Origin of the sequence: uncultured Prevotella sp. (assembly GCF_946407605.1) — a bacterium.
GTDB lineage: Bacteria > Bacteroidota > Bacteroidia > Bacteroidales > Bacteroidaceae > Prevotella.
This window is the reverse complement of record NZ_CAMJOS010000025.1, coordinates 1-20,003: the sequence shown is the minus strand read 5'-3', so window position 1 is coordinate 20,003 and position 20,003 is coordinate 1. Positions and strand designations below refer to the sequence as shown.

General features: G+C 51.5%; 12 protein-coding genes. 9 read left to right on the top strand and 3 right to left on the bottom strand.

Annotated features, from left to right (window positions below):
- The first annotated feature begins 5 nt into the window (after nt 1-5).
- The 7 genes from Q0R57_RS10655 to Q0R57_RS10625 all read left to right on the top strand — a co-directional run bounded on the left by Q0R57_RS10655 (nt 6) and on the right by Q0R57_RS10625 (nt 6,604).
- Nucleotides 6-1,070 (top strand): bifunctional 3-deoxy-7-phosphoheptulonate synthase/chorismate mutase type II, encoded by a 1,065-nt coding sequence (locus Q0R57_RS10655; RefSeq protein ID WP_294747231.1) that lies wholly within the window; start codon nt 6-8, stop codon nt 1,068-1,070.
- A gap of 151 nt (nt 1,071-1,221) precedes the next feature.
- Nucleotides 1,222-2,016 (top strand): prephenate dehydrogenase/arogenate dehydrogenase family protein, encoded by a 795-nt coding sequence (locus Q0R57_RS10650; RefSeq protein WP_294747228.1) that lies wholly within the window; start codon nt 1,222-1,224, stop codon nt 2,014-2,016.
- Nucleotides 2,017-2,019: 3 nt separating this feature from the next.
- Entirely contained in the window at nt 2,020-2,142 is a 123-nt protein-coding gene (locus tag Q0R57_RS10645; RefSeq protein ID WP_294747226.1) for a hypothetical protein, read from the top strand.
- Between the two features lie 116 nt (nt 2,143-2,258).
- Nucleotides 2,259-3,449, top strand: a complete 1,191-nt coding sequence (locus tag Q0R57_RS10640; RefSeq protein WP_294747223.1) for a helix-turn-helix domain-containing protein — start codon at nt 2,259-2,261, stop codon at nt 3,447-3,449.
- A gap of 16 nt (nt 3,450-3,465) precedes the next feature.
- Complete coding sequence (locus Q0R57_RS10635) at nt 3,466-4,653, top strand: hypothetical protein (RefSeq protein WP_294747221.1); 1,188 nt, start codon at nt 3,466-3,468, stop codon at nt 4,651-4,653.
- A gap of 1 nt (nt 4,654) precedes the next feature.
- Complete coding sequence (locus Q0R57_RS10630; RefSeq protein WP_294747218.1) at nt 4,655-6,286, top strand: beta-N-acetylhexosaminidase; 1,632 nt, start codon at nt 4,655-4,657, stop codon at nt 6,284-6,286.
- Between the two features lie 84 nt (nt 6,287-6,370).
- A complete protein-coding gene (locus Q0R57_RS10625; RefSeq protein ID WP_294747215.1) occupies nt 6,371-6,604 on the top strand; it encodes a hypothetical protein in 234 nt (77 codons plus the stop codon).
- Between the two features lie 91 nt (nt 6,605-6,695).
- On the opposite strand, the gene Q0R57_RS10620 is transcribed toward Q0R57_RS10625, so the two are convergent.
- From Q0R57_RS10620 to Q0R57_RS10610, 3 genes are read right to left on the bottom strand one after another with little or no spacing between them, the layout of a single operon-like run.
- A complete protein-coding gene (locus Q0R57_RS10620; protein WP_294747213.1) occupies nt 6,696-16,244 on the bottom strand; it encodes a LamG domain-containing protein in 9,549 nt (3,182 codons plus the stop codon).
- 35 nt (nt 16,245-16,279) lie between these two features.
- Nucleotides 16,280-17,155, bottom strand: coding sequence for a hypothetical protein (locus tag Q0R57_RS10615; protein WP_294747210.1), 876 nt, complete (start codon nt 17,153-17,155; stop codon nt 16,280-16,282).
- A gap of 49 nt (nt 17,156-17,204) precedes the next feature.
- Complete coding sequence (locus Q0R57_RS10610; protein ID WP_294747208.1) at nt 17,205-17,363, bottom strand: hypothetical protein; 159 nt, start codon at nt 17,361-17,363, stop codon at nt 17,205-17,207.
- 354 nt (nt 17,364-17,717) lie between these two features.
- Between Q0R57_RS10610 and Q0R57_RS10605 the strand changes: the two genes are divergently transcribed.
- Together Q0R57_RS10605 and Q0R57_RS10600 are read left to right on the top strand one after the other, a co-directional pair.
- Nucleotides 17,718-18,602 carry a hypothetical protein gene (locus Q0R57_RS10605; protein ID WP_294747205.1) on the top strand — a complete coding sequence of 295 codons (885 nt, stop codon included), beginning with the start codon at nt 17,718-17,720 and terminating at the stop codon, nt 18,600-18,602.
- Between the two features lie 439 nt (nt 18,603-19,041).
- The gene (locus Q0R57_RS10600; RefSeq protein WP_294747202.1) at nt 19,042-19,869 is read left to right on the top strand and encodes a hypothetical protein; all 828 of its coding nucleotides are present in this window, start codon (nt 19,042-19,044) and stop codon (nt 19,867-19,869) included.
- The last annotated feature ends 134 nt before the right edge of the window (nt 19,870-20,003 follow it).

Below are 20,003 nucleotides of genomic sequence, written 5' to 3'. Positions count from 1 at the left end.
TAGTTATGAGTTTAGAATTAGCACCATTGAATTTGCCGAGCGACAACGAACGTCCGTTCGTGATTGCCGGCCCATGCTCTGCCGAGAGTGAAGAGCAAGTGATGACCACCGCCAAGCAGCTGGCCATGAAAGGCTGCCATAACTTTCGTGCCGGTGTGTGGAAGCCCCGTACCAAACCCGGTGGCTTTGAAGGTCACGGTGAGCCCGCCCTGCAGTGGATGAAGCAGGTGAAGCAGGAAACGAAGATGCTGGTGGCTACTGAGGTGGCTACGCCCGAGCATGTAGAACTGGCCCTGAAATACGATATCGACATTCTGTGGGTAGGTGCCCGCACGTCGGCTAACCCCTTTGCTATGCAGGCTCTGGCCGACTCGCTGAAGGGTGTCGATGTGCCTGTCTTCGTGAAGAACCCCGTCAACCCCGACCTGGAGCTGTGGATTGGTGCCTTGGAGCGCATCAACGGCGCCGGCATCAAGCGTCTGGGTGCCATCCATCGCGGCTTCTCGTCTTACGACAACAAGATCTACCGCAACACCCCCATGTGGCAGATTCCTATCGAGCTGCATCGCCGCATACCCGACCTGCCCATCATCAGCGACCCCAGCCATATTGGTGGACGTCGTGAGCTGATCGCCCCGCTGTGTCAGCAGGCTATGGACCTGGGCTTCGACGGTCTTATCATCGAGAGCCACTGCGACCCCGACAAGGCTTGGAGTGATGCTAAGCAGCAAGTGACGCCTGATGTGCTCGACTATATCCTCTCGCTGCTGGTCATCCGCGACGAGAATACCACCACCGAGGGCATCCAGCAGTTGCGTAAGCAGATTGACGAGTTGGACAACCAGATCATGGATATCCTGACCAAGCGTATGCGTGTATGTCGTGAGATTGGTCAGTACAAGAAGGAGCACAACATGACGGTGCTGCAGACCTCGCGCTATAATGAGATTCTGTCTAAGCGTGGTGCCCAGGGCTCGCTCTGTGGTATGTCGCCCGATTTCGTGGCCCACGTCTTCGAGAGCATTCACGAAGAAAGTGTTCGTCAGCAGATAGAGATCATCAATAAATGAGTTTTTAGAAACGAATTAGAATAATTAAAACGAATTATAACGAATAATATTTTTTATTCTCATTACTGCAAGCACTCGTGGGTCTTCGACAAGTCTCGTGGATAAATTATTCTCATTATTCTAATTCGTTTCCTAATATAAAGAATAGTATATGAAAATTCTTGTGATGGGAGCAGGCAAGATGGGAAGCTTCTTCATCGACCTGCTGAGCTTTGACCACGAGGTGGCTGTGTTCGAACGCGACGCCAAGCGTATGCGCTTCACCTACAACTGCCAGCGGTTTACTACATATGAGGAAATCAAGGCCTTTAAGCCCGAGTTGCTGATTAATGCTGTGACGCTGAAATATACCATTCCTGTATTTAAGGATGTGATACCTTACCTGCCTAAGGAGTGTATCATCAGCGACATCGCCAGCGTAAAAACCGACTTGAAAGAGTTTTACGAGCAGACGGGTATGCGTTATGTATCCACACACCCCATGTTCGGTCCGACGTTTGCCAACCTGCAGCAACTCTCCGAGGAGAATGCCATCATCATCAGCGAGGGCGACTATATGGGTCGCATCTTCTTCAAGGACCTCTACCAGAAGCTGGGGCTGAACATCTATGAGTACACCTTCGAGGAGCACGACAAGACGGTGGCTTACTCGCTGAGTATCCCCTTTGTCAGCACCTTCGTCTTTGCCGCTGTGATGAAGCATCAGGATGCCCCTGGTACCACCTTCAAGCGTCACATGCGCATTGCCAAGGGTGTGCTCAACGAAGACGACTACCTGCTTCAGGAAATCCTGTTCAACCCCTACACCCACGACCAGGTGTCGCAGATTCGTACCGAGTTGAAGGAGTTGCTGGAGATTATCGACAACAAGGATGCCGACGGCATGAAGCGTTATCTCACCAAGATTCGTGACAACGTGCGTCGCGACATTGAAATCAAAAAATAGAAAATGAAAACAATCAGATTATTTGCCATCGCCATGCTTGGTGTCCTGGCGTTCACCAGCTGTGAAGAGTTGGAAGAACTCGACAGGAGAGTAGAAGAGATTTACCTTAACAACCTGAAGGACTGAGCGCTCTCGTTCCTCATTTATAAACTTTCTGTCCATTTTATTTGGATGGAAAGTTTTTTCTTTTTATCTTTGCAGTCGGTACTTGTAACAAATAAGATACTAACCTGACATTGATTATGTACGAACAGATATTAGAAGACACACTATTTATTATACTTTATACTGTGGTGACGGTGATCTCCGCAATTGCATGCATTTACTTGCTGTTTCGACGGGGTAATGCCTTTGCTGCTCACATCACGACGCCGAGGCGCCTGCGCCGCTGGACGGCAGCCTTCTTAGGTGTCATAGCCATAGGACATTTGTGGTACATCCCATCCATCATGCCCGATTCTGTCGACAGCTTCAAGATGAGCCTGCTCATAGGCGGCTTGCTCGACTGCCTGCTCACCATCCCCATGGCCTTCATCGTCATGCTTTGTATGCTGCAGGACCGTCAGCGACCGCTGTGGCCTGTCGCCGTGATGATAGCGCCCCTCGTGGTGGGAATGGCGGTGTGCCTTTTCACTCTCAGCGATGTCTTATTACCCATGGTACGCATCTATTTCGTGCTGATGAGTATTGCTTTCATCATCTATATGCTACACGCTCTGAAACAGTATGGCCGGTGGCTGCGCGAAAACTATGCCGACCTGGAGCACAAGGAGGTGTGGCAGAGCATCTTTGCGCTGGCCTACATCATGCTTATGTTCGGCTATTACGTTAGCGGTGTCAGTGGCATGACCTACGAATACATCATCCAGATGAGCGCCATCATACTGATATTCTATCTGCTGTGGCGTGTGGAGACGCTGCAGACCTTGGAGACTCAGCCCCGCCCTCTCTCATTGATCGAGGGTAGTATTCAGACTCAAGAACAAAAACTATCTACGCCCCTCCCTCACAGGGAGGGGACGGGGGAGAGTCTGTCGGAGGAGAGTCAGGAGAGTCTCTCGCTCGATGCCCTCCTGTCTGCTCGCAACGACATCGGACCATTGTTGAAGCAGTATTGCGAGGAACCGCAGCTCTATCTGAAGCATGATATTTCCCTTAACGAGCTGGCCACCATGATTGGTACCAATCGTACCTACCTCAGCAACTACTTTTCCTTGCAGGGCATCACCTACAACACCTACATCAACGCCCTGCGCATCCAGCATTTCGTCACGCTCTGCCAAAAGAAGGCCGCAGCCAATGAAACAATAACGCTGCGGGAACTGGTCCGCGATAGTGGCTTCCGCAGCTACAACACGTTCAATACAGCCTTCAAGCAGAATATGGGAACGACGGTGACGGTGTGGTTGCACAAATTAAACTTCCGATACTAACTAAAGACATAAAACTATGAAGAAGAGGATTCTATGTATGTTCGTGCTACTATGTGCAGTAGGGCAGGCGACGTGGGCACAGGACGCGGAACTGACGCCTGACGGTGACTGGATGGGACGGCTGGCCGACGATGTGCTGGTGGCCCGAGTGTCTATACCTGGGGCTCACGACTCGGCCACGGGCTGTGGCTGGGGCGAGGGTGCCGAGGAGACAGGCAACAGCTATGCCCGCACACAGGACCTGAACATAGCGCAGCAGTGGCACATAGGCGTCAGGGCCTTCGACCTGAGACCCTGTCTCTACGACGGCTACATGAATCTGAACCACGGCATCGTGCCCACCAGCATGCATTTCGAGGAGGCGCTGGAGCTGCTGCGCGACTCGCTGGCCGCGCATCCCACGGAGTTCGTGGTGATCCACCTGTTGCACGAGACCGACGGCGACCAGGTGGATGATGACTACGGCACCCGACTGAAGGCGCTGCTGAATCGTGACGACCTGAAGCCCCTGTTCGTGAAGTTCAAGACGGGACTCACTGTAGGCGATATGCGAGGTAAGATACTGCTGCTGAGCCGCGACAACTATGCCACCACCATCACCACGGGCGGCGTGTTCAAGAACTGGACGGGCGAGGCCAACTGGGACAAACAGACGCAGGGACGCATCATGGGTCCTGGTGGCACGTCAGGCACTTGTTACATGCAGGACTACTCCGACACCCACAACACGGGTGGTCTCGACATCAAGGTCAACGCCATCAAACGACTGTTGGACTTCAGCACCACCCATACCACCACCAACCTTACCTCCATACGCTGGATATTCAACTTCGCCTCAGCCTACTCAAAGGTGTTGTCGATTTTCGGTTATGAGATATCGACAAGCGAGGGCTATCGCGACAATGCCGCACACACCCACGCCGCCATTCTCGACTACCTGGACACGCACGAGGCTGGTCCTATGGGCGTGGTCATCATGGACTATGTGGGCGTGGATCAGAGCGAGGGCTACAACGTAAAAGGTGCCCAACTGGTGAAGGCTATCATCGACAATAACTTCAAGTATCTCAACGATATAACGAAGATTCGTTCTGTAAAAGCTAAAAGTACTGACGTGCATGCCTTTAACCTCAATGGCATCCCTACCACCAAGACCTCTCGCGGGCTCCGCATCATAGACCAGAAGAAGATTAATCAGTATTAGCATGAAGAAGATTTTTTGCCTTATACTCATGAGCCTGCTGGTCGGCATGAGTGCCAGGGCACAGGCCGATTATCGCGTTGTGCCTCTGCCCAGGAGCATCACGATTGACACAACACGGGTGTTTAAGCTACAGACGGGCATGGGTATCGTCTATGACGAAAGCGTACCCGCGATGCAGCGTAATGCCGAGTTCCTGCAGCAATGGGTGGCAGAGCTCACAGGGCTGCGTCTGCAACTCATTCCCCATCCGCATCGCGGCACCGACCTCCGATGCGCCATCTGGCTCAGCCTCATGGATAAGCCCAACCGACTGCCCAGCGAGGCCTATACCCTCACCGTCCACAAGAAAGGCATCACCATCCAGGCCCACGAGCCCGAGGGCATCTTCCGTGGCATCCAGACCCTGCGTAAGAGTCTGCCTGTAAAAGCCCAGGCGCCCATCCTGTTTCCCTACGCCACCATCAACGATTCGCCCCGCTTCAGCTATCGCGGCGTGCACCTCGACTGTGCCCGTCATTTCTTCTCCGTCGACGTCATCAAACGCTATCTCGACCTGCTGGCATTGCACGGCTGCAACCAGTTCCACTGGCATCTCACCGACGACCAGGGCTGGCGTTTCGAGGTGAAGGCTCTTCCCGACCTGGCACCGAAAGGTAGCGTACGACAGCAGACCGTCATCAGTCGCAACAGCGGCGTCTTCGACGGTCAGCCCTATGGCGGCTACTACACCCAGGACGACTGTCGCGAGATTGTGCGCTACGCTGCCGAACGTTATATCAACATCATCCCCGAGATCGACCTCCCGGGCCACATGCAGGCTGCCCTCCACGTCTATCCCCATCTGGGCTGTACGGGCGGTCCCTACGAGGTATGGCAGGTGTGGGGTGTCAGCAATGATGTGCTCTGTGCCGGCAACCCCGAGGTGCTCACGTTCCTGAAGACCGTCTATGGCGAGCTGTGCGACGTCTTCCCCTCGAAGTTCATCCATATCGGTGGCGACGAGTGTCCCAAACACCGTTGGAAGAACTGCGAGAAATGTCAGGCCAAGGCGCGCGAGTTAGGACTGAAGGACGACGGGCATCATAGCATCGAGAACCAGTTGCAGACCTACATCAACCGCGAGATGGAGCAGTTCCTGAAGCAACGGGGCCGCACCCTCATAGGCTGGGACGAGACCCTCGAGGGCGGACTCACCACCGAGGCCACCGTTATGTCGTGGCGCGGCATCAATGGCGGTATCGAAGCGGCCCGTCAGCATCATCACGTCATCATGACGCCTACTGACTATTGCTATATCGACTATTATCAGTTGAAGAACACGTGGAACGAACCACTGGCCATCGGAGGCTATGTGCCCCTGAGCAAGGTCTATGCCTTCGAGCCGTTGGTGCCCGAGACGCTGACGGAAGAGGAACAGCAGTATATCCTCGGTGCCCAGGTCAACCTCTGGACGGAATACGTGGCTGCTCCCGACCATCTCTTCTATATGCTCCTGCCCCGTCTCGATGCCATCAGCGAGGTGCAGTGGTGCCGTCCTCAGCAAAAAGATTTCGACGACTTCAAACAGCGTCTCCCCCATATGAAGCAGATATACAACATCCTTGGCGTCAGATACTGTCAAGGTGTTGAGTAACATAATAAAACATATGAAAAAAAATCTACTATTTATCGGTTGCCTTCTTGGCTGCAATGTTTTTTGTGTCTTGCTCTGACAGCGATGACAACCGACAACGGTAACGAGTATGTCTATTGGGAAGGCACGACAATTTCTGATGGATATAGCAGCAATAAGCCTTGGCAGTCGTTCGCCAACACCTACTATAAGACGGCGTTCGACCAGAAGGTGCGCTGGAGCCGTATCTTTAAGCTGAATCCTTACTTCCCAAAGAATAATCCTCCCACAGACGACGAGGGTGACCACCTGCGTGGAGCTTCGTTAATTCATCTTTAACAAAACGCACCGGCCTAAATATTAATTAGGTCGGTGCATTTCTTTATGTTCTCGTGAATCAGACGGGTGGGGCAGAGTCTATCCACTTTCCTCATTCCTCTTTCCTCATTCCTCTTTCCTCAAAGCCAACGGTTACCCTTTGTCCACGGTGTATATAAATGCCCGGGGTGGTGGGACGGCGCCCAATCTTAAAGCCCTGGAGCGTGTACCACTCTGTGTCATAGTCGAGGTCAGAGGAGACGGCGTTGATGACTGCTGGGGCGTCGAGATCGATGACGAAGGGTTCCCACGGTGTGCCGACGATGGCATCGCTGTTGAAGGGTACGGTGGTGCATACGGTGGTGACAATGCCATCGATGGCGGCGCGTATCTGCATGGCTTTTTCGTGACCCTCGCCAGCAATGAGCAGGTAGTAGAGACCACTCGTCTCGGAGGCAACAGCAGCACCACGACACTCATCGTCGATGAAAGCTCCCAGCTCGGCATTGGTCACAGGTTGCCCGCTCTTGACGAGCTTGATAACCATAGACATGTTGTCAGGATAGTTTTCTGGGTCGAGAGGAGTGAAGAGTGAAGAGTGAAGGGTGAAGGGTGAAGGGTTATCTTCTTCCGCGCCATCTCTACTCTGTCTGCTGCCTGCGGCGCCATTGGCTGTTGGATAGACGAACTCCTTGTCGGCATCATCGACGCTGTAGTAGAGGTAGCCCTTACCGCTTTCCATCACTTTGAGGTTGCCGTCCCATCCGCTGTTGCCGTAGATGGCGAAGCCTTGTTGCGACTTGACCTGATCGCCACGTTGCGGGTTGGCTCCAGCGAGTGCCATGTCGAGGGTCATAGTTGTGGTGGGCAGATAGCATATCCAGTTCCAGTTCTTCTTCAGCGTCACCTTCGTGTCAGAAAGCTTCACCTGCTCTCCCGTGACGGGCAGCGATGTGGGTATTTCCTTGCTCTTCGACAGCTTGGTGAGCTTCATCTTGTACATGGTGTTGGCATGAACGTTGGCGAGTGTGCCGTCCCAGTAGGTGCCGTTGCAATAGTAGGTACCCGTGGTGCGGTCCTTGATGTACACGTTCCATGTGGAGATATCCTTGAAGACGACGGAGGTCTTGTCATCAACGGGTTCGACGTTGAGTGATATCCAGTTCCAGTTCTGCTTCAGCTTCAGTTCCTGCTCCATGAGGTTGCTCTTGGTGAAGGTGACGGGCTTGTCGAAGTTGCCGTAGGTCACGGAGGGGTCGAAGGCGATGCCCAATGATGACTCGGGAGTAGAGGCTGATGGCAAGGTGACGTTGACGTTGGTGTAGGTCACGCCCCTGGCTGCATCCCAGATGCGGAAGGTAACGTTCTTACCGTTGTCCAGGTCTTTCATTGTGCCGTTGACGTTTTGCTGGGCGGTGCCATAGACGCTTAGTGCCACGAAGGCGGAGCCTCGTATTGGCTCTATATAGGCCTTTCCTCGACACTCACCGTCGATGAATGCAGCCACGCAGCTCTCAATGTTGCTCATCAGCACACCGTTGGCATAAATCTGGCCTACGATGCTCATAGAGTTCTCGTAAAGGTTGGGATTCACTATCCATTCAGGAGCCTCGCCGCGCACCTTCATCACGATGCGCAGGGGTTCGAGAATCTCGTCGTTGCCCTGCAGTCCTACGGTGACATCGTAGTTGCCTACTGGTACAGTTGACGAAACCTTGAAACGCAGCGTCTTCCTGGACTGTGGAGCGAGGTCGCCAGTAGTCTCGACAGGTGAGCCGTCGAGTGCATTGACAAGGGTGAGCCATTGTGGCATGTTATATAAGGTGTAGTACTCGGTGTTACCACCCTTGTTGACAATCTCCACGTCGAAATAGCGGTTGTCGCCATACTGCTTGATGATGGTGACGCTATCCTTAGCCCACTTCAGCGTGTTCTTCTGCACGTAAGCTGTCCAGCGTATTGGTGCCGACTGGTTGCCGTGCATATCGTGAATCTTATCAACGGTGATGTTGAGTGTGGTACCCTCAATGTCACGGGCCTTGATGCCGCTGCTCTCTACCAGGTTGATGACCACCTTACGTTCTGAGGCGATGGGCTTGGCCATGAGTCTGCTCTCTACAGGAGCGTTCTTGATAGCTGGTGTCATACTGCTGAACGAATATGCTCCTTCCAGCGTCATACCTTGGCTGACAGGAGTGCCGAGCGAACGCGACGCCATATTGTCGAGCGTCTCAACACGTGTGGCTACACCATCAACTGTTCCCTCTTTCTCGAAAGGATAGTAGGCCACCAGTCCGCGCGAATAATGGTCGGCAGTATCTATGCAGTTATAGATATTGTTGAGCAGACGACTCTCAGAGAGTGTGGCATGCCAGATACGCAGCTCATCGATGAGAGCCTGTGGTGCACCTTTGGCTACGCTGAGAATGGCACCTTCCAATGACGGCACGTCGGCCTCAGCAATGACAGCCGTACGCTGTCCGTTGAAATAGAAAGATGCAGACTGCCCCCGCACCACATTCAGCGCCACATGGTTCCAGTCTGTGTCAACAATATCTCCATTATTGCCTACCACATGTTCGTTGCCGCCATAGCGGAGTATCCAGTCATAGTCATGATTGTGATAGAGACCGATACGGTTAGCGTCATTATATCCCACCTCGAATACGGTCTGCTCCTGATCTGGACGACGAGGCGAGTTGTACCACATTTCTATCACATAGCTGTCGCCAGGCCTTGTGTTGATTTGCGAGATGTCAATATCGGCACCCTTTTCATCTACACTCAGGGCATAGTTCTTGTTGTCGCGGAGCCAGTTTGATACAGTGAAGTCATGGGTATGACGTGTGTCGCGTGCCACACTTCCGTGTCCCTCGTCCATAGGCCAGTAGTTGACCAGTCCATAGACATAGTTGTCCTTCGACTGATACTTCTCGGAAGCAGCCACCACAGGATCGCGGTAGATGTTGAAGAGACTCAGGTCATGGATGGCACCATTCATGTTGCCCAGGTAGAGCCAGTTCTCACTGGTATAATCGTGGGCTTCCACGATACCCGCTGTGACCTGCTGGCTGGTAAACAAGGGCAGCGTGACGGCGTCATATTGTGCCAAGGCGGAGAACGTCATTTCGTCGGCCTTGTAACTCAGCACGACGTAGGTCCAGGTATCTTTGGGTATTACCTCTTCCGACTTGATCACCAAACCAGCAACGCCCACCTCTACGTGGCCTTCGCTATCCACACCCATCGTCAGTTGGCTCTGTCCTAACGACAGGATGGTGCCGCTCGACATCCATTTCATCCAGAAATCAATGGAGAAGTCGCCATTGAGGAAGATGGGGTTCAGCGTTTTTGGCGTGCCTCCTGCAGGGAACAGTCGCACAGCCACATCGTGCTGTACCTTCTGACTGTTGAGCTTGGCCGTGACGATGATGTTCTTGTCGCTGACATAGCCTGGTACGATGTCCTCGTTGAACTCAACCAGCAAGTCGTCGCCATAGCCCAGTATGCCGTCTGTCGGCGCTGGTGTGGTGAGTTGGTGTGGAGCTGCGTCGTCCTTCACCACCTCAATCTCGTCGCTATAGACGGTGATCGGTTCCTCACCGTACATCGTCGTGGTGTAGGCACGGAAGGTATAGGTGCCCTGTGGGTAGTCGTTGGCATTGTTCATGTTGAAGTACAGGCGCAGGTCGCCAGTGGCGGGCAACACCTGGTCGCCCTGCTTCGTAGAATCCTCCTTGTTCACATAGAACTGCAAACCCGAGGGCTGTGTCCACGCAGTGGAACCTTCGTAGCGGTATTCAACGCCCAGTTTCTTCATGCCCTTGAACTGACGGTTGAAGTTGGTCAGTTTCATCTCCAGGTTGCCTTGGTTGTGGTTCATGTTCTCAATGTTGAATATCGGCTCGTTGATGACCAGGTCAATGGGACTGGAACTGGGCTTGAAGTGTACGTTCAACGTCGCTCTGTCCCGAATCTCTATAGCCTGGAATCTTGATGCCAGCACAATTCCCACGCCTTCATAGTCGAGCACGCTTTGGTCGGTCTGCCTGACAGTGATGGTTTTCTTCACGGTCTCGCCTTGTGGAATCAGGATGTTGTGGCCGTTGACCAGCGGCATGCCGTCCATTTGAATCTGCAGTCCCTTCTCATTAGCGTTATCCGGCAATATCATCTGGAAGACGGGGTCGTAGTGACGGTTGGCGTTGCTCTTGTTCGACATGTACAACGTAAAGGTTCCTTCCTGTCCGGCGGGCACATCGGTCAGCGTGGCCTCCTTGGCGCTGTTCACGCCATCGGCGCTGATGCGTATGTCGGGCTGCTCCATCTGTTCCGAGCCGTTGCTCAGCACGTGCTGTCCGGGCTCGAACCACTTCGTGTATTCCTTGCCCTCATAGGGGTTGTAGGTCTGGCCGCCGAAAAGTGAGAAGACATCGCTGTAGCCTGTCTGCCCGGAAGGGTACTTGTCGATGGAGAGGTCGGTATCGGCATTGCCGTCGGCAATTACGTAATCCCACTCCATAGAGTTCTTATGCACTTCGCCGTCGATGTCACTTTGCTCACGTCCCGCCTCATTACTGATGGTGGTGAGAATGCTCCAGTGGACCACGTTCTTGAAGTTGTTTCCCCAAGTGTTGTTGACGATGCCACCCATATACCAGGTTGTTTCGGTCTTATGGACGGCAGAGGTATCCTGGGCGACAGAGTAGGTATAGCTCGAACCTCCATCAACGGAGAAGTTCTCCCATCCTTTCCAAGGCTGAGACTTGTCAGCCTTACGGCTCTGCATGGCTTTCACCTTGTTTTCCTCGTTGTCAGAGAGCACCTGCTTCCAACTGTTAATCTGGTTCGTACACCATTGCACGCTGTCCATCTCATTCTCCACCACTTCTTGTGGAGGAATAGCGAAGTAGTTCACATTCGTGATATACTCGGTGTCCTTATTCTTCCCTACCCACGTGACATAGACGGTTTTCTTGCCCGTGTTCACATAGTTCACCGCAGCCATCGAGTCGGCGACCTCTGTCAGGTACGACAGACGCTGGTCTTTCCACTTCGGAATCATCACGTTCTCCAGCTCGTAGGCAGTGTAGTTGAACAGCGTGGTCACCTCCTGACCCAGTGAAAGCGCATCGACCACATCGAACACAAACTTGCCTTCCAGGTTCTTAACGATGCAGAGGTTGCGGGTCTTGCCTAAGAGCATGTTGGTGGCCGTTCCTACAAACACGTCACCGGCGCTACCGATATACGGGAACTCCGAACTGGTGGAGATGGCTTGGGTATAGGTGGTTGTCCACGACTTGTCGTCGGAATGCCCGGAGCGCCAAGTGGCGTGTGTTCCGACATCGAGCTTGTCATAGACCTCTTGCTGCGTAATGAAGATGAAACCCATTCCAGAACCTGAGGTAACACCTGAACCGAAAAGATTCTGGACTAGCAGCTGGTGGTTGCCTACGCCATAATCAGAACTTAAATGGGTCGTTCCGTTCACTACGGCGCGCTTCAGCGTGGTCTTCGACTTGGCTCCTGGCGGGTCGCGCAGCACGAACTGCACCAGGTCGGGACCCTGTGTCACAAAGTTATCGCCTTCGGGAAGGTCGCCCAGCACGACGGCGTTCAGCGAGAAGGGCTGATAGGTACGGTTGTTGCGCTCCAGCAGGATGCTGAAGTTACGGCTGTAGGGCGCAATGATGTTAGGCAGGCCTACACCCCATTTATAGGTCACATGTCCTGTTGCGTCGAGGGTGACCTGGTTGGTCTCCAGGTCGTAGATCTCGCCCACCTGATAACCGGAGCTCGGATCTTCCACTTGATAGACGACCTTCTGGTTCTCACCCATCTCGTTGACGAGTGTTATCTCCTGATCGTTCAGCGGGATGATGTCATCGACAGGCTCCTTGCCGTCGTAGTTTGTGTACTTCTCATAGCCGAAAATCTCGTAACTCACGGTTTTCCCCTTCTGGTAGAGCGGGTAGCCCAGCATGTAACTGATGGAACCGTCCTGCTCTTGCTTCCAGATGTCGCTGATGGTTACCGTCTCTGGCGAGTCGGAGTCGCCTACAGGATAATCTATGAGTTCCTCTATGCCGAAGGCACCCGTCGTTCCATTGGCCTTGTCTGTGACGTCAATCTGAGGCGGGGCATAGTGGGTGAACACCTGCTTGGCATTATACTTATAGGTGTCTGGGCCTATGACAAGGTTGGGGTCCCTGTCCTCTGGCAGAATCTTCTCCGTGTACTCCTGCATAGGATTGGTCATATCGATCTCGGGCAGCGAGAAGAACTCGATATCGGGGTTGTTATCCACTTGCAGGCTCTTGACCTTATACTTCAGCGGCGGCAACAGAGCCGAGAACTCGCCGGTGAGCGAGTCGGTGCGGATGAAGACATACTTCGAATCGTAACTCGTACCAGTCCAGGCGCTGCTGTTGATACTGGTGGTGTCGCTGGCCCATGAGCGCTGGGTAGTGGCATCGCTGATGTGGTCGTCGAGGCAGTTCAGCGAGAACGACTCGTTGTTCAGCGCCAGCTGGATGGTGGCTATGCCGATGTTATTTTTCGACGCTGCAAAGCCCACAGCCAGCGTGTCGTTACGCTCACCGCCACCCACGCGGCCTACGAAGTTCACCAGCGTGGCATCGGTGAAGTCGTGCTGCACGGGACGGTCAAAATAGAACGTACCATGCGTGGGATAGCGTCCGCCGTCAACCATAGCGTGACCCGAACGTCTGGCCTCCACGAAATGCTTGCCGATGGGTACGGACAGCTCGTAGTAACCATTCTCGTCGGTCTGCACGGATTCGCCGTCCTTGCTCTGCAGCATACCGTCCACATAGAGCTGCACGCTGTCGGCGGGCACGTTGGTACCAGCATAGTAGATGTGACCGCTCATGATGAACGACGACACATCGTCAAAGTCGGTATTGTTGTGTACGAGCGAGTTGCTGTTGAAGAAGAGCAACTTCTTGTTGGGGTTGAACTCGTGAATACCGTACATGGGTACGACAGCATAGGCCGTTCCTTCGCCACTGAATGGTATGCCCTGGATCACATAGTTGCCGTTGCTGTCGGTCTTGGCCTTCAGGGTCAGCACGCTGGGCGTAACGGTAGATGACATGGCGTTGCTACCCACTCTGCCGTGGTGCTGGTGGTAGGTGGTGCCGTTGCGCGAATAGTCGAAGAACTGTGTGCGTAGGCCCTCGTCGAAGGTCCAGTAGGTCTCCAGGTTCTTCTCGTTGCCCACGAGCAGGTGGTCGTAGTTCTCCAAGATATCGGCCTCGCTGAGACATTTCGTCCAGAGGCGGAACTCATCGACAGAACCTTTGAAGTGACCCAGTTCAAACTGTGTGGCACCGTCAAGCATCCATTGAGCATTGAGCATTGAGCATTGACCTTGGACCATTGACCATTGGTCATCTTCCATCTTTCCCACGTAGCAAGTCAGCGTCGTGCCCTTGCGGGTCAGCACCACGTGGTTGTAGGTGTTCGCCTTCAGCGCGATGCCGTCGAAGGTCTGGGTGCTGGTGCCGTTGGTGAAGGTGAGCTGTCCGCTGCTCGTCATGCCGAGGGCGATGTTGTTGCCCAAATCTACTATCCTGCTGTCGCTGAACGCCTCAGGGAACAGCCACATCTGTATGGTCATGTCGCCTGAAGAGAACAGGTTGGAGGCGTAGGTATCGGAGGGGTACTGCCACGTCACAGAGCCGTTGACATCGGTGAAGTACATAGAGTGGTACTGCTCCAGATTTTCACCGCCTGAGCTGGTCATCGTCATCACCACCTCCACGCCTTGTACTGCAGTACCCGACGAGCCGTAGGCGATACGGCCCGTCACAGTACCCGTTGACTTGGTATAGCCTATGTTCGTTATCTCGTTGTTAATGACGGTACCGTCAGCGCACTTGTCTTCCACTGTCACACGGTAGTCGTAGAAGATGCCTGGCAGAGCCGTCTGGTCGTCGTAGCTCAGGTAATCATCGGTATTCGACATGCGGGCGAGCATCGTCCATGCCTCGTTCTCCTGCTCTGCCTGGCGACGCTCCACGATGTAGGTCTTGCTCAGCGTCGAGCCTTGCTTGTTGACGTGCCATGTCAACTTCACCATGCTCTCGTACACGCCTTTCGTGGCATCGAGGCTGTAGAACAGCGTGCCGTTGCCGATGGCCTTCGGGTTGATGTCATACGAGTTGAGCACCTTGTCGCCGATAACGCCCTCTATGCGGTAGGTTGAGGGGGCACAGGCGTTCAGCGGCTCCTCGGTGTAAGGCACGCCCGTCTCGTCGTCCACCTTGTTCTGGCGGTTGCTGTGCTGGTCGGTGGTGCGGTGCTCCCAGCGGAAGGTGGTCTGCATGTCCGTCGGTGTGAGGGTGTTGATGGGCGATTCGTCGTCACCCACATAGATGCGGAACTTATTGCCAAAGCCGGCAGCATAGCCGTCGGAGGTCCAGACGAAGATGATGCGGTCGGCCTGACACTCCACCTCGACGTTGTTCACAGGTACCGTGCGTACCGTGCTTACCGTCACCGTGGCTTTCGTGTCGTCGCGCTTAGTATTCTCATCCCAGAACTTTGACACGTAATAGACATCATAGACTGTCGAGGTCTCGTTCGTGTAGCCGCCATCGGCATAGGTAAACACATCGTGGTTGAGTTTGGCAATCTTCGCACCGTCGCGATAAACCACCCAATGATAGTCGCTATAGTTGCCTGGAACAGAAGCTACGCTCCAGTTCAGGCGTACTTTCTTCTCGGCCTGGTTGAACACGCCCGTAAGGTCCTTGGCCTGCACGGTGGGCGCGTCGATGGTGACGGTAGTGCTCAGCGTAGTGCTGTTGTTGGCAAAGGAGCCACCGTCAAGATAGTAGTCAATCTTATAGGTGCCGACTGTTTGTCCCTGCGGTATGTCAGTCGTCCACGCACCGTCGTTCACCCTGAATTTTATCGTGCCCCAGTTCTTATCAACTGCGGTTTTCCTCACCAGGTTCTGAACGACGCCGTTGAAGACGAGGCCTGACGCGAACGTCGGCTCTTCCCTCCATTGCAGCGTCTGGGTAGCAAAGTGCTGCTGAATATAGATATCGTCGCCACCAGCACCCTTGTTCACCTCGCACAGACCGCTGTACTTGGAGTTGCGCCATGGGATAGCGCCTGTTTCGGCTTTGCCATCCTCACCAGAACTCGTCGTTGACAGTTCTGTTATCACGCGCTTACTATCACCATACGTCAGCAGATTCTTTCTGTCGCGCGTATAATAAAGGTAGATATACGCACCTCCTGCTCCGCGGTTCAGGTCGCCGTTGAATCCGCTGTTGGTCGCGCTTCGATAGTAGGTGCGACCTTCAAACGTGAAGGAGTTCACGTTCTTATCCGATGCACAGATGTCGGTGATGTAGCCCGTCTCCGGATTAGCCGTGCTACTGGTCTTATAGGCAATATAGACATCCCAGCCGCCAGCTTTCCTGTTGAGGTCTTTATCGACGACTATCCAGCCTTTATTCTTGTACTCAGCCTTTAGGGAAGAGCCACCACCTTGTTTGGTTCCAAGTGAGATCACTTCGGTGATATAGCCGTCGGCGTGCACACCTGTCACTATCGCGATAAGCATAAACACTACGACGAGCATTCGCTGTAGTGTGGAGTTGAATCGTTTAGTTTCCATAGATCATTATTTATAGTTATAGTTATCGTTATTGTTTATTCCACTGTCACTGGCACTTCGTAGTATTTCCCTTCCAGCATCTTGGCGTTCTTCGTTGCTGTGTAGGTATTGTTGTCGTTGTCGCTCACGGTGAAGTGGAAAGCAAGTTTTTTGCTGCAAGGGAACAGAGCAACATAGACCACACCCTCTGCGTTGGCTTTGTCGAGTGTGACGGTCAGCGGCCCGCTAGGATCACCGGCTTCTGCTGAGACGCTCGCTGGATTAGCCAGAGATACCGTACCCGTCTGAGGATAGCCTATGAGGTTGCCAGTATATTCTGATTTGTAGTTTATCTGAACTGACTTCACGTTGACAGGACCATCGATAGTTGTAAACGTGAACTTGCAAAGTGAAAGCAGGCTCTTCGTATTGCTGATAGTGCCTGTAGCCGTAGCGCCGTCTGTCGATGTCACCGAGCCCACACCATATATATAATGGTAGCGTGCGCCAATATCTGCCAGCGTTCCCTTCTGTCCGCTCAGGTCGATGGGGTAGGATAGGGAACCATTCGCTGGCAACTCGGGCGTCACCGTTGGGAGTACGATGGCAATGTTGTCGCCCAGTGTGCAATATACGCTACCCGTCAGCGTTGTCGAGGCTCCTGCTGCCGATGGTGTGAGTGTGCCGTAGCGCAGCTCTGGCTGTGCGCTCAGGATGATGTATGTCGGCCTGTCTGTCGTTTCCCATGTGGCTTCGTACGTCGATGGGTTAATCGCTGCTCTGGTGTTCATCGCCACGTTCTGGATGGTGAGTTGCCTCATGCGGCGTCCGTTGTTGTCCTCCTGCGGTGTGGTGCTGTCGTCCGACGAGCAGGCGCCCAGCAAGGCTGCTATCATTACAAAGCCAAAGGCCTTTATGCTTGTCAGTTTCATCTTCATCATCATGTATTTGTGTTAATAAATCGTCTTGGTCATTATGGTGTTAGTTCTCCCAGCCGTCGCTGTCGTCTGAACCGTTACCGCCTTCCTGGTAACTGCTCATGTTCACACTCATTCCTTTCGGATTACTGGCCTGCAGCAGGTGGTGCTGTTCCTGTAAAAGGACTATTTTCGTCTTAGGTTTCTCGTATTTGTTATTCATTGTTAGTTAGTTTTAGTTATTCAACGGGCAAAGTTAGTAAAAAATTCACAAAATCCAAACTATTTTAATATTTTTAAATATTTTTATGTGAGATCTTTTTTTACCTTAATCACTTTGACATCATCCTAATAAAGCCAGGGCAAATACTGTTAATAGCAATACTTTCTTTTCTCTCCCTTTCTCCGAACCCTGCCTTTCTAATTAATTATGGTGATAGGACATTCAGAATTCTCTTTCAGACTCCGAAACGAAAAAATCCACGCAAATGTTTGGATTTGTCTGTATAAGTTTGTATCTTTGCAAACGATAGACTAACACAAAGAAATATGAATTACTAATCAAAACAATACTATTATGAAGAAAGTAATGATGTTATTAATACTTCTCTCATGCTTCGTGATGGGAGGGTATGCTCAGAAAAATAGTAAGTGCGGATTGATTACAGTGACAGTCCCCGATAGTTGGAAGACTCAGAATCCTGATGTTGGAACGTTGGGAAAAATGCTTATGCTGATGGATTCAGATCGTCCAAGTTATGTATATTCGTTGACAGAATACCATCTTGAGGTTGATGATTTAGACTATGCGATGGCTAGTCTTATACGTAATAATCAGTCAGCTTTTTACAAAGGTGCTGTGTGGGGAAAAACAGAGAAGACACAATTGGATGGGTATGATGCCCTGAAAATGGACTTCACTAATTATATATTTGGAGAAAAACATTTGTGTACGGTATATTGCCTCATCAATGGCTCAACAACAGATGTTATTCTCTTTATGCGCAAGGATGGAAAGCCGAATATATTTGCTTCAACACTTAAAACCATAAAGATTGCAGAAGATGTGTTACCTAACAACAGCATTTCTGCCAGACAGGAACTGAAAAACATTCATGACGGAATGGTAAAGAGTTCCGGATTTGGAAAAGATCTTGGCGATGGGATCACACTCAATAATATGGATGTCAGCGATACTGAAGATGTGGTCATTTATGAGTTTGGAATTCAGGACATAGAAGATATCAACAAAATATCCAAAGAAAAGAAAGATGCTTATGCGCAACGTATACGATTTGGTATATTGAACGTCCTAAACAAACTAAAAAGTAATTTCAAAGCTCTTGGAAGATGTATCGATGAAGGATATGACGTTAAGGTGATTATTCAAGATAAGAAAAAGGATGAAGTTTGTGTCTTGAGATTTAAGAATGCAGAATTATTGTCTTCTTTTGAAGAATGATTTCTGAAGGTATAAACAATTAGACATCTTGCGAAATTTTCCGTAAAAATAATGTTAAACTAAAATTCGTTCTATTATGATTAAGAAACAAGCCTTTTATCTGTTGTTCGCATTTCTAATTACTGTATGTTTGTCTTCATGTACAGTATTAAATTTGCTCTCCCCTACATATGCGAATAGAACGTATTCGACGAGTGGGTATCCAACATATATATACCCAACGAGTACGTCGAGTTCATCGAGTACTACTACAACTACTTCTTCTAGTCAGTCGTGTTCTGTTTGTTATGGCACGGGCAATTGTCAAACATGCTATGGGGCAGGATCCGTTAGTAACCCATATACCACAGGTCGACATCAGTGCTCCACATGAAAAGGCAGCGGTAAATGCTGGAAGTGTGGTGGATCTGGTCGTAAATAGCCAATTATTAATATTAATATGATGAAGTCGATGTTTTTTAAACTGGCAGTATTGGCGCTGAGCATGGTCTTTTGTGTGGCGTGTAAGAACTCTGACAAGCTCTCTGATGAGGTGGCTAATGAGACTGCTGAGCGCATAGTAGACAGCGTGATGGATGAGAATAAGAATGCGATAGGCAAACTGAAAACCATCCAGGGATTGATAGACACCTATGGGAAATGCAGGAAGCCGCTTGAAGGCCTAAGAATTCTAGAAATAGACCATGAGCCTTATGCGTCCCTCTCTGAAGACAGCATCCGCAAAACCTATGATTTCTCTAAGATTATGGTCTATAGTCAAGGTCTTATCGGTTTGGATTATGGATATGAACATATTGATAGTCTGGCATGGGACGAGTTTTACATCAAGTTAACCAAGCGTGAAGAGGTTAAGGAGACGCTGAAAGGATTCTTGCAGGGACGCTATAGAGATTCCAAAGGACTCGAAGAAACAACTGAAGAGTCAATAGCGGGTTTCAAGGAGTATATAGAAAGAAAGACAGACTACGACTATCTTGTCTTTGTTAATAATATTGTATTCACGGGCCCAGCCATCACTGGTTCCGATACATTTAGTTCCGGACATATCGAGAGTCTAGTCACCATTCTCGATTTAAGGAAGGAGATACCTATCATGCAGTTTACGTTCCATGCCGTTAATTCCGACCAGATCTTCTACTTAGATCGAGGAGATGCAACACCAAGCGCCTTGGTGGACAGGATGATGAAGGATATCGAAAAAGACCAACTCTTGCAGTTTACGCTTAATCTTGCACGCTTGGGCATCGCTCCTATTCAAGGCAAATGAGGTGTTCTGAGTTCTCTAGGTCTTACATCTCTGGTTGACAGAAAATCAGCTCCACTTTCTTTACATTTTAATACTTAAAATCATTAGTGTCCCGTTAAAATTGGGACGAGTTAAATATTAATCAAATAGCCCCG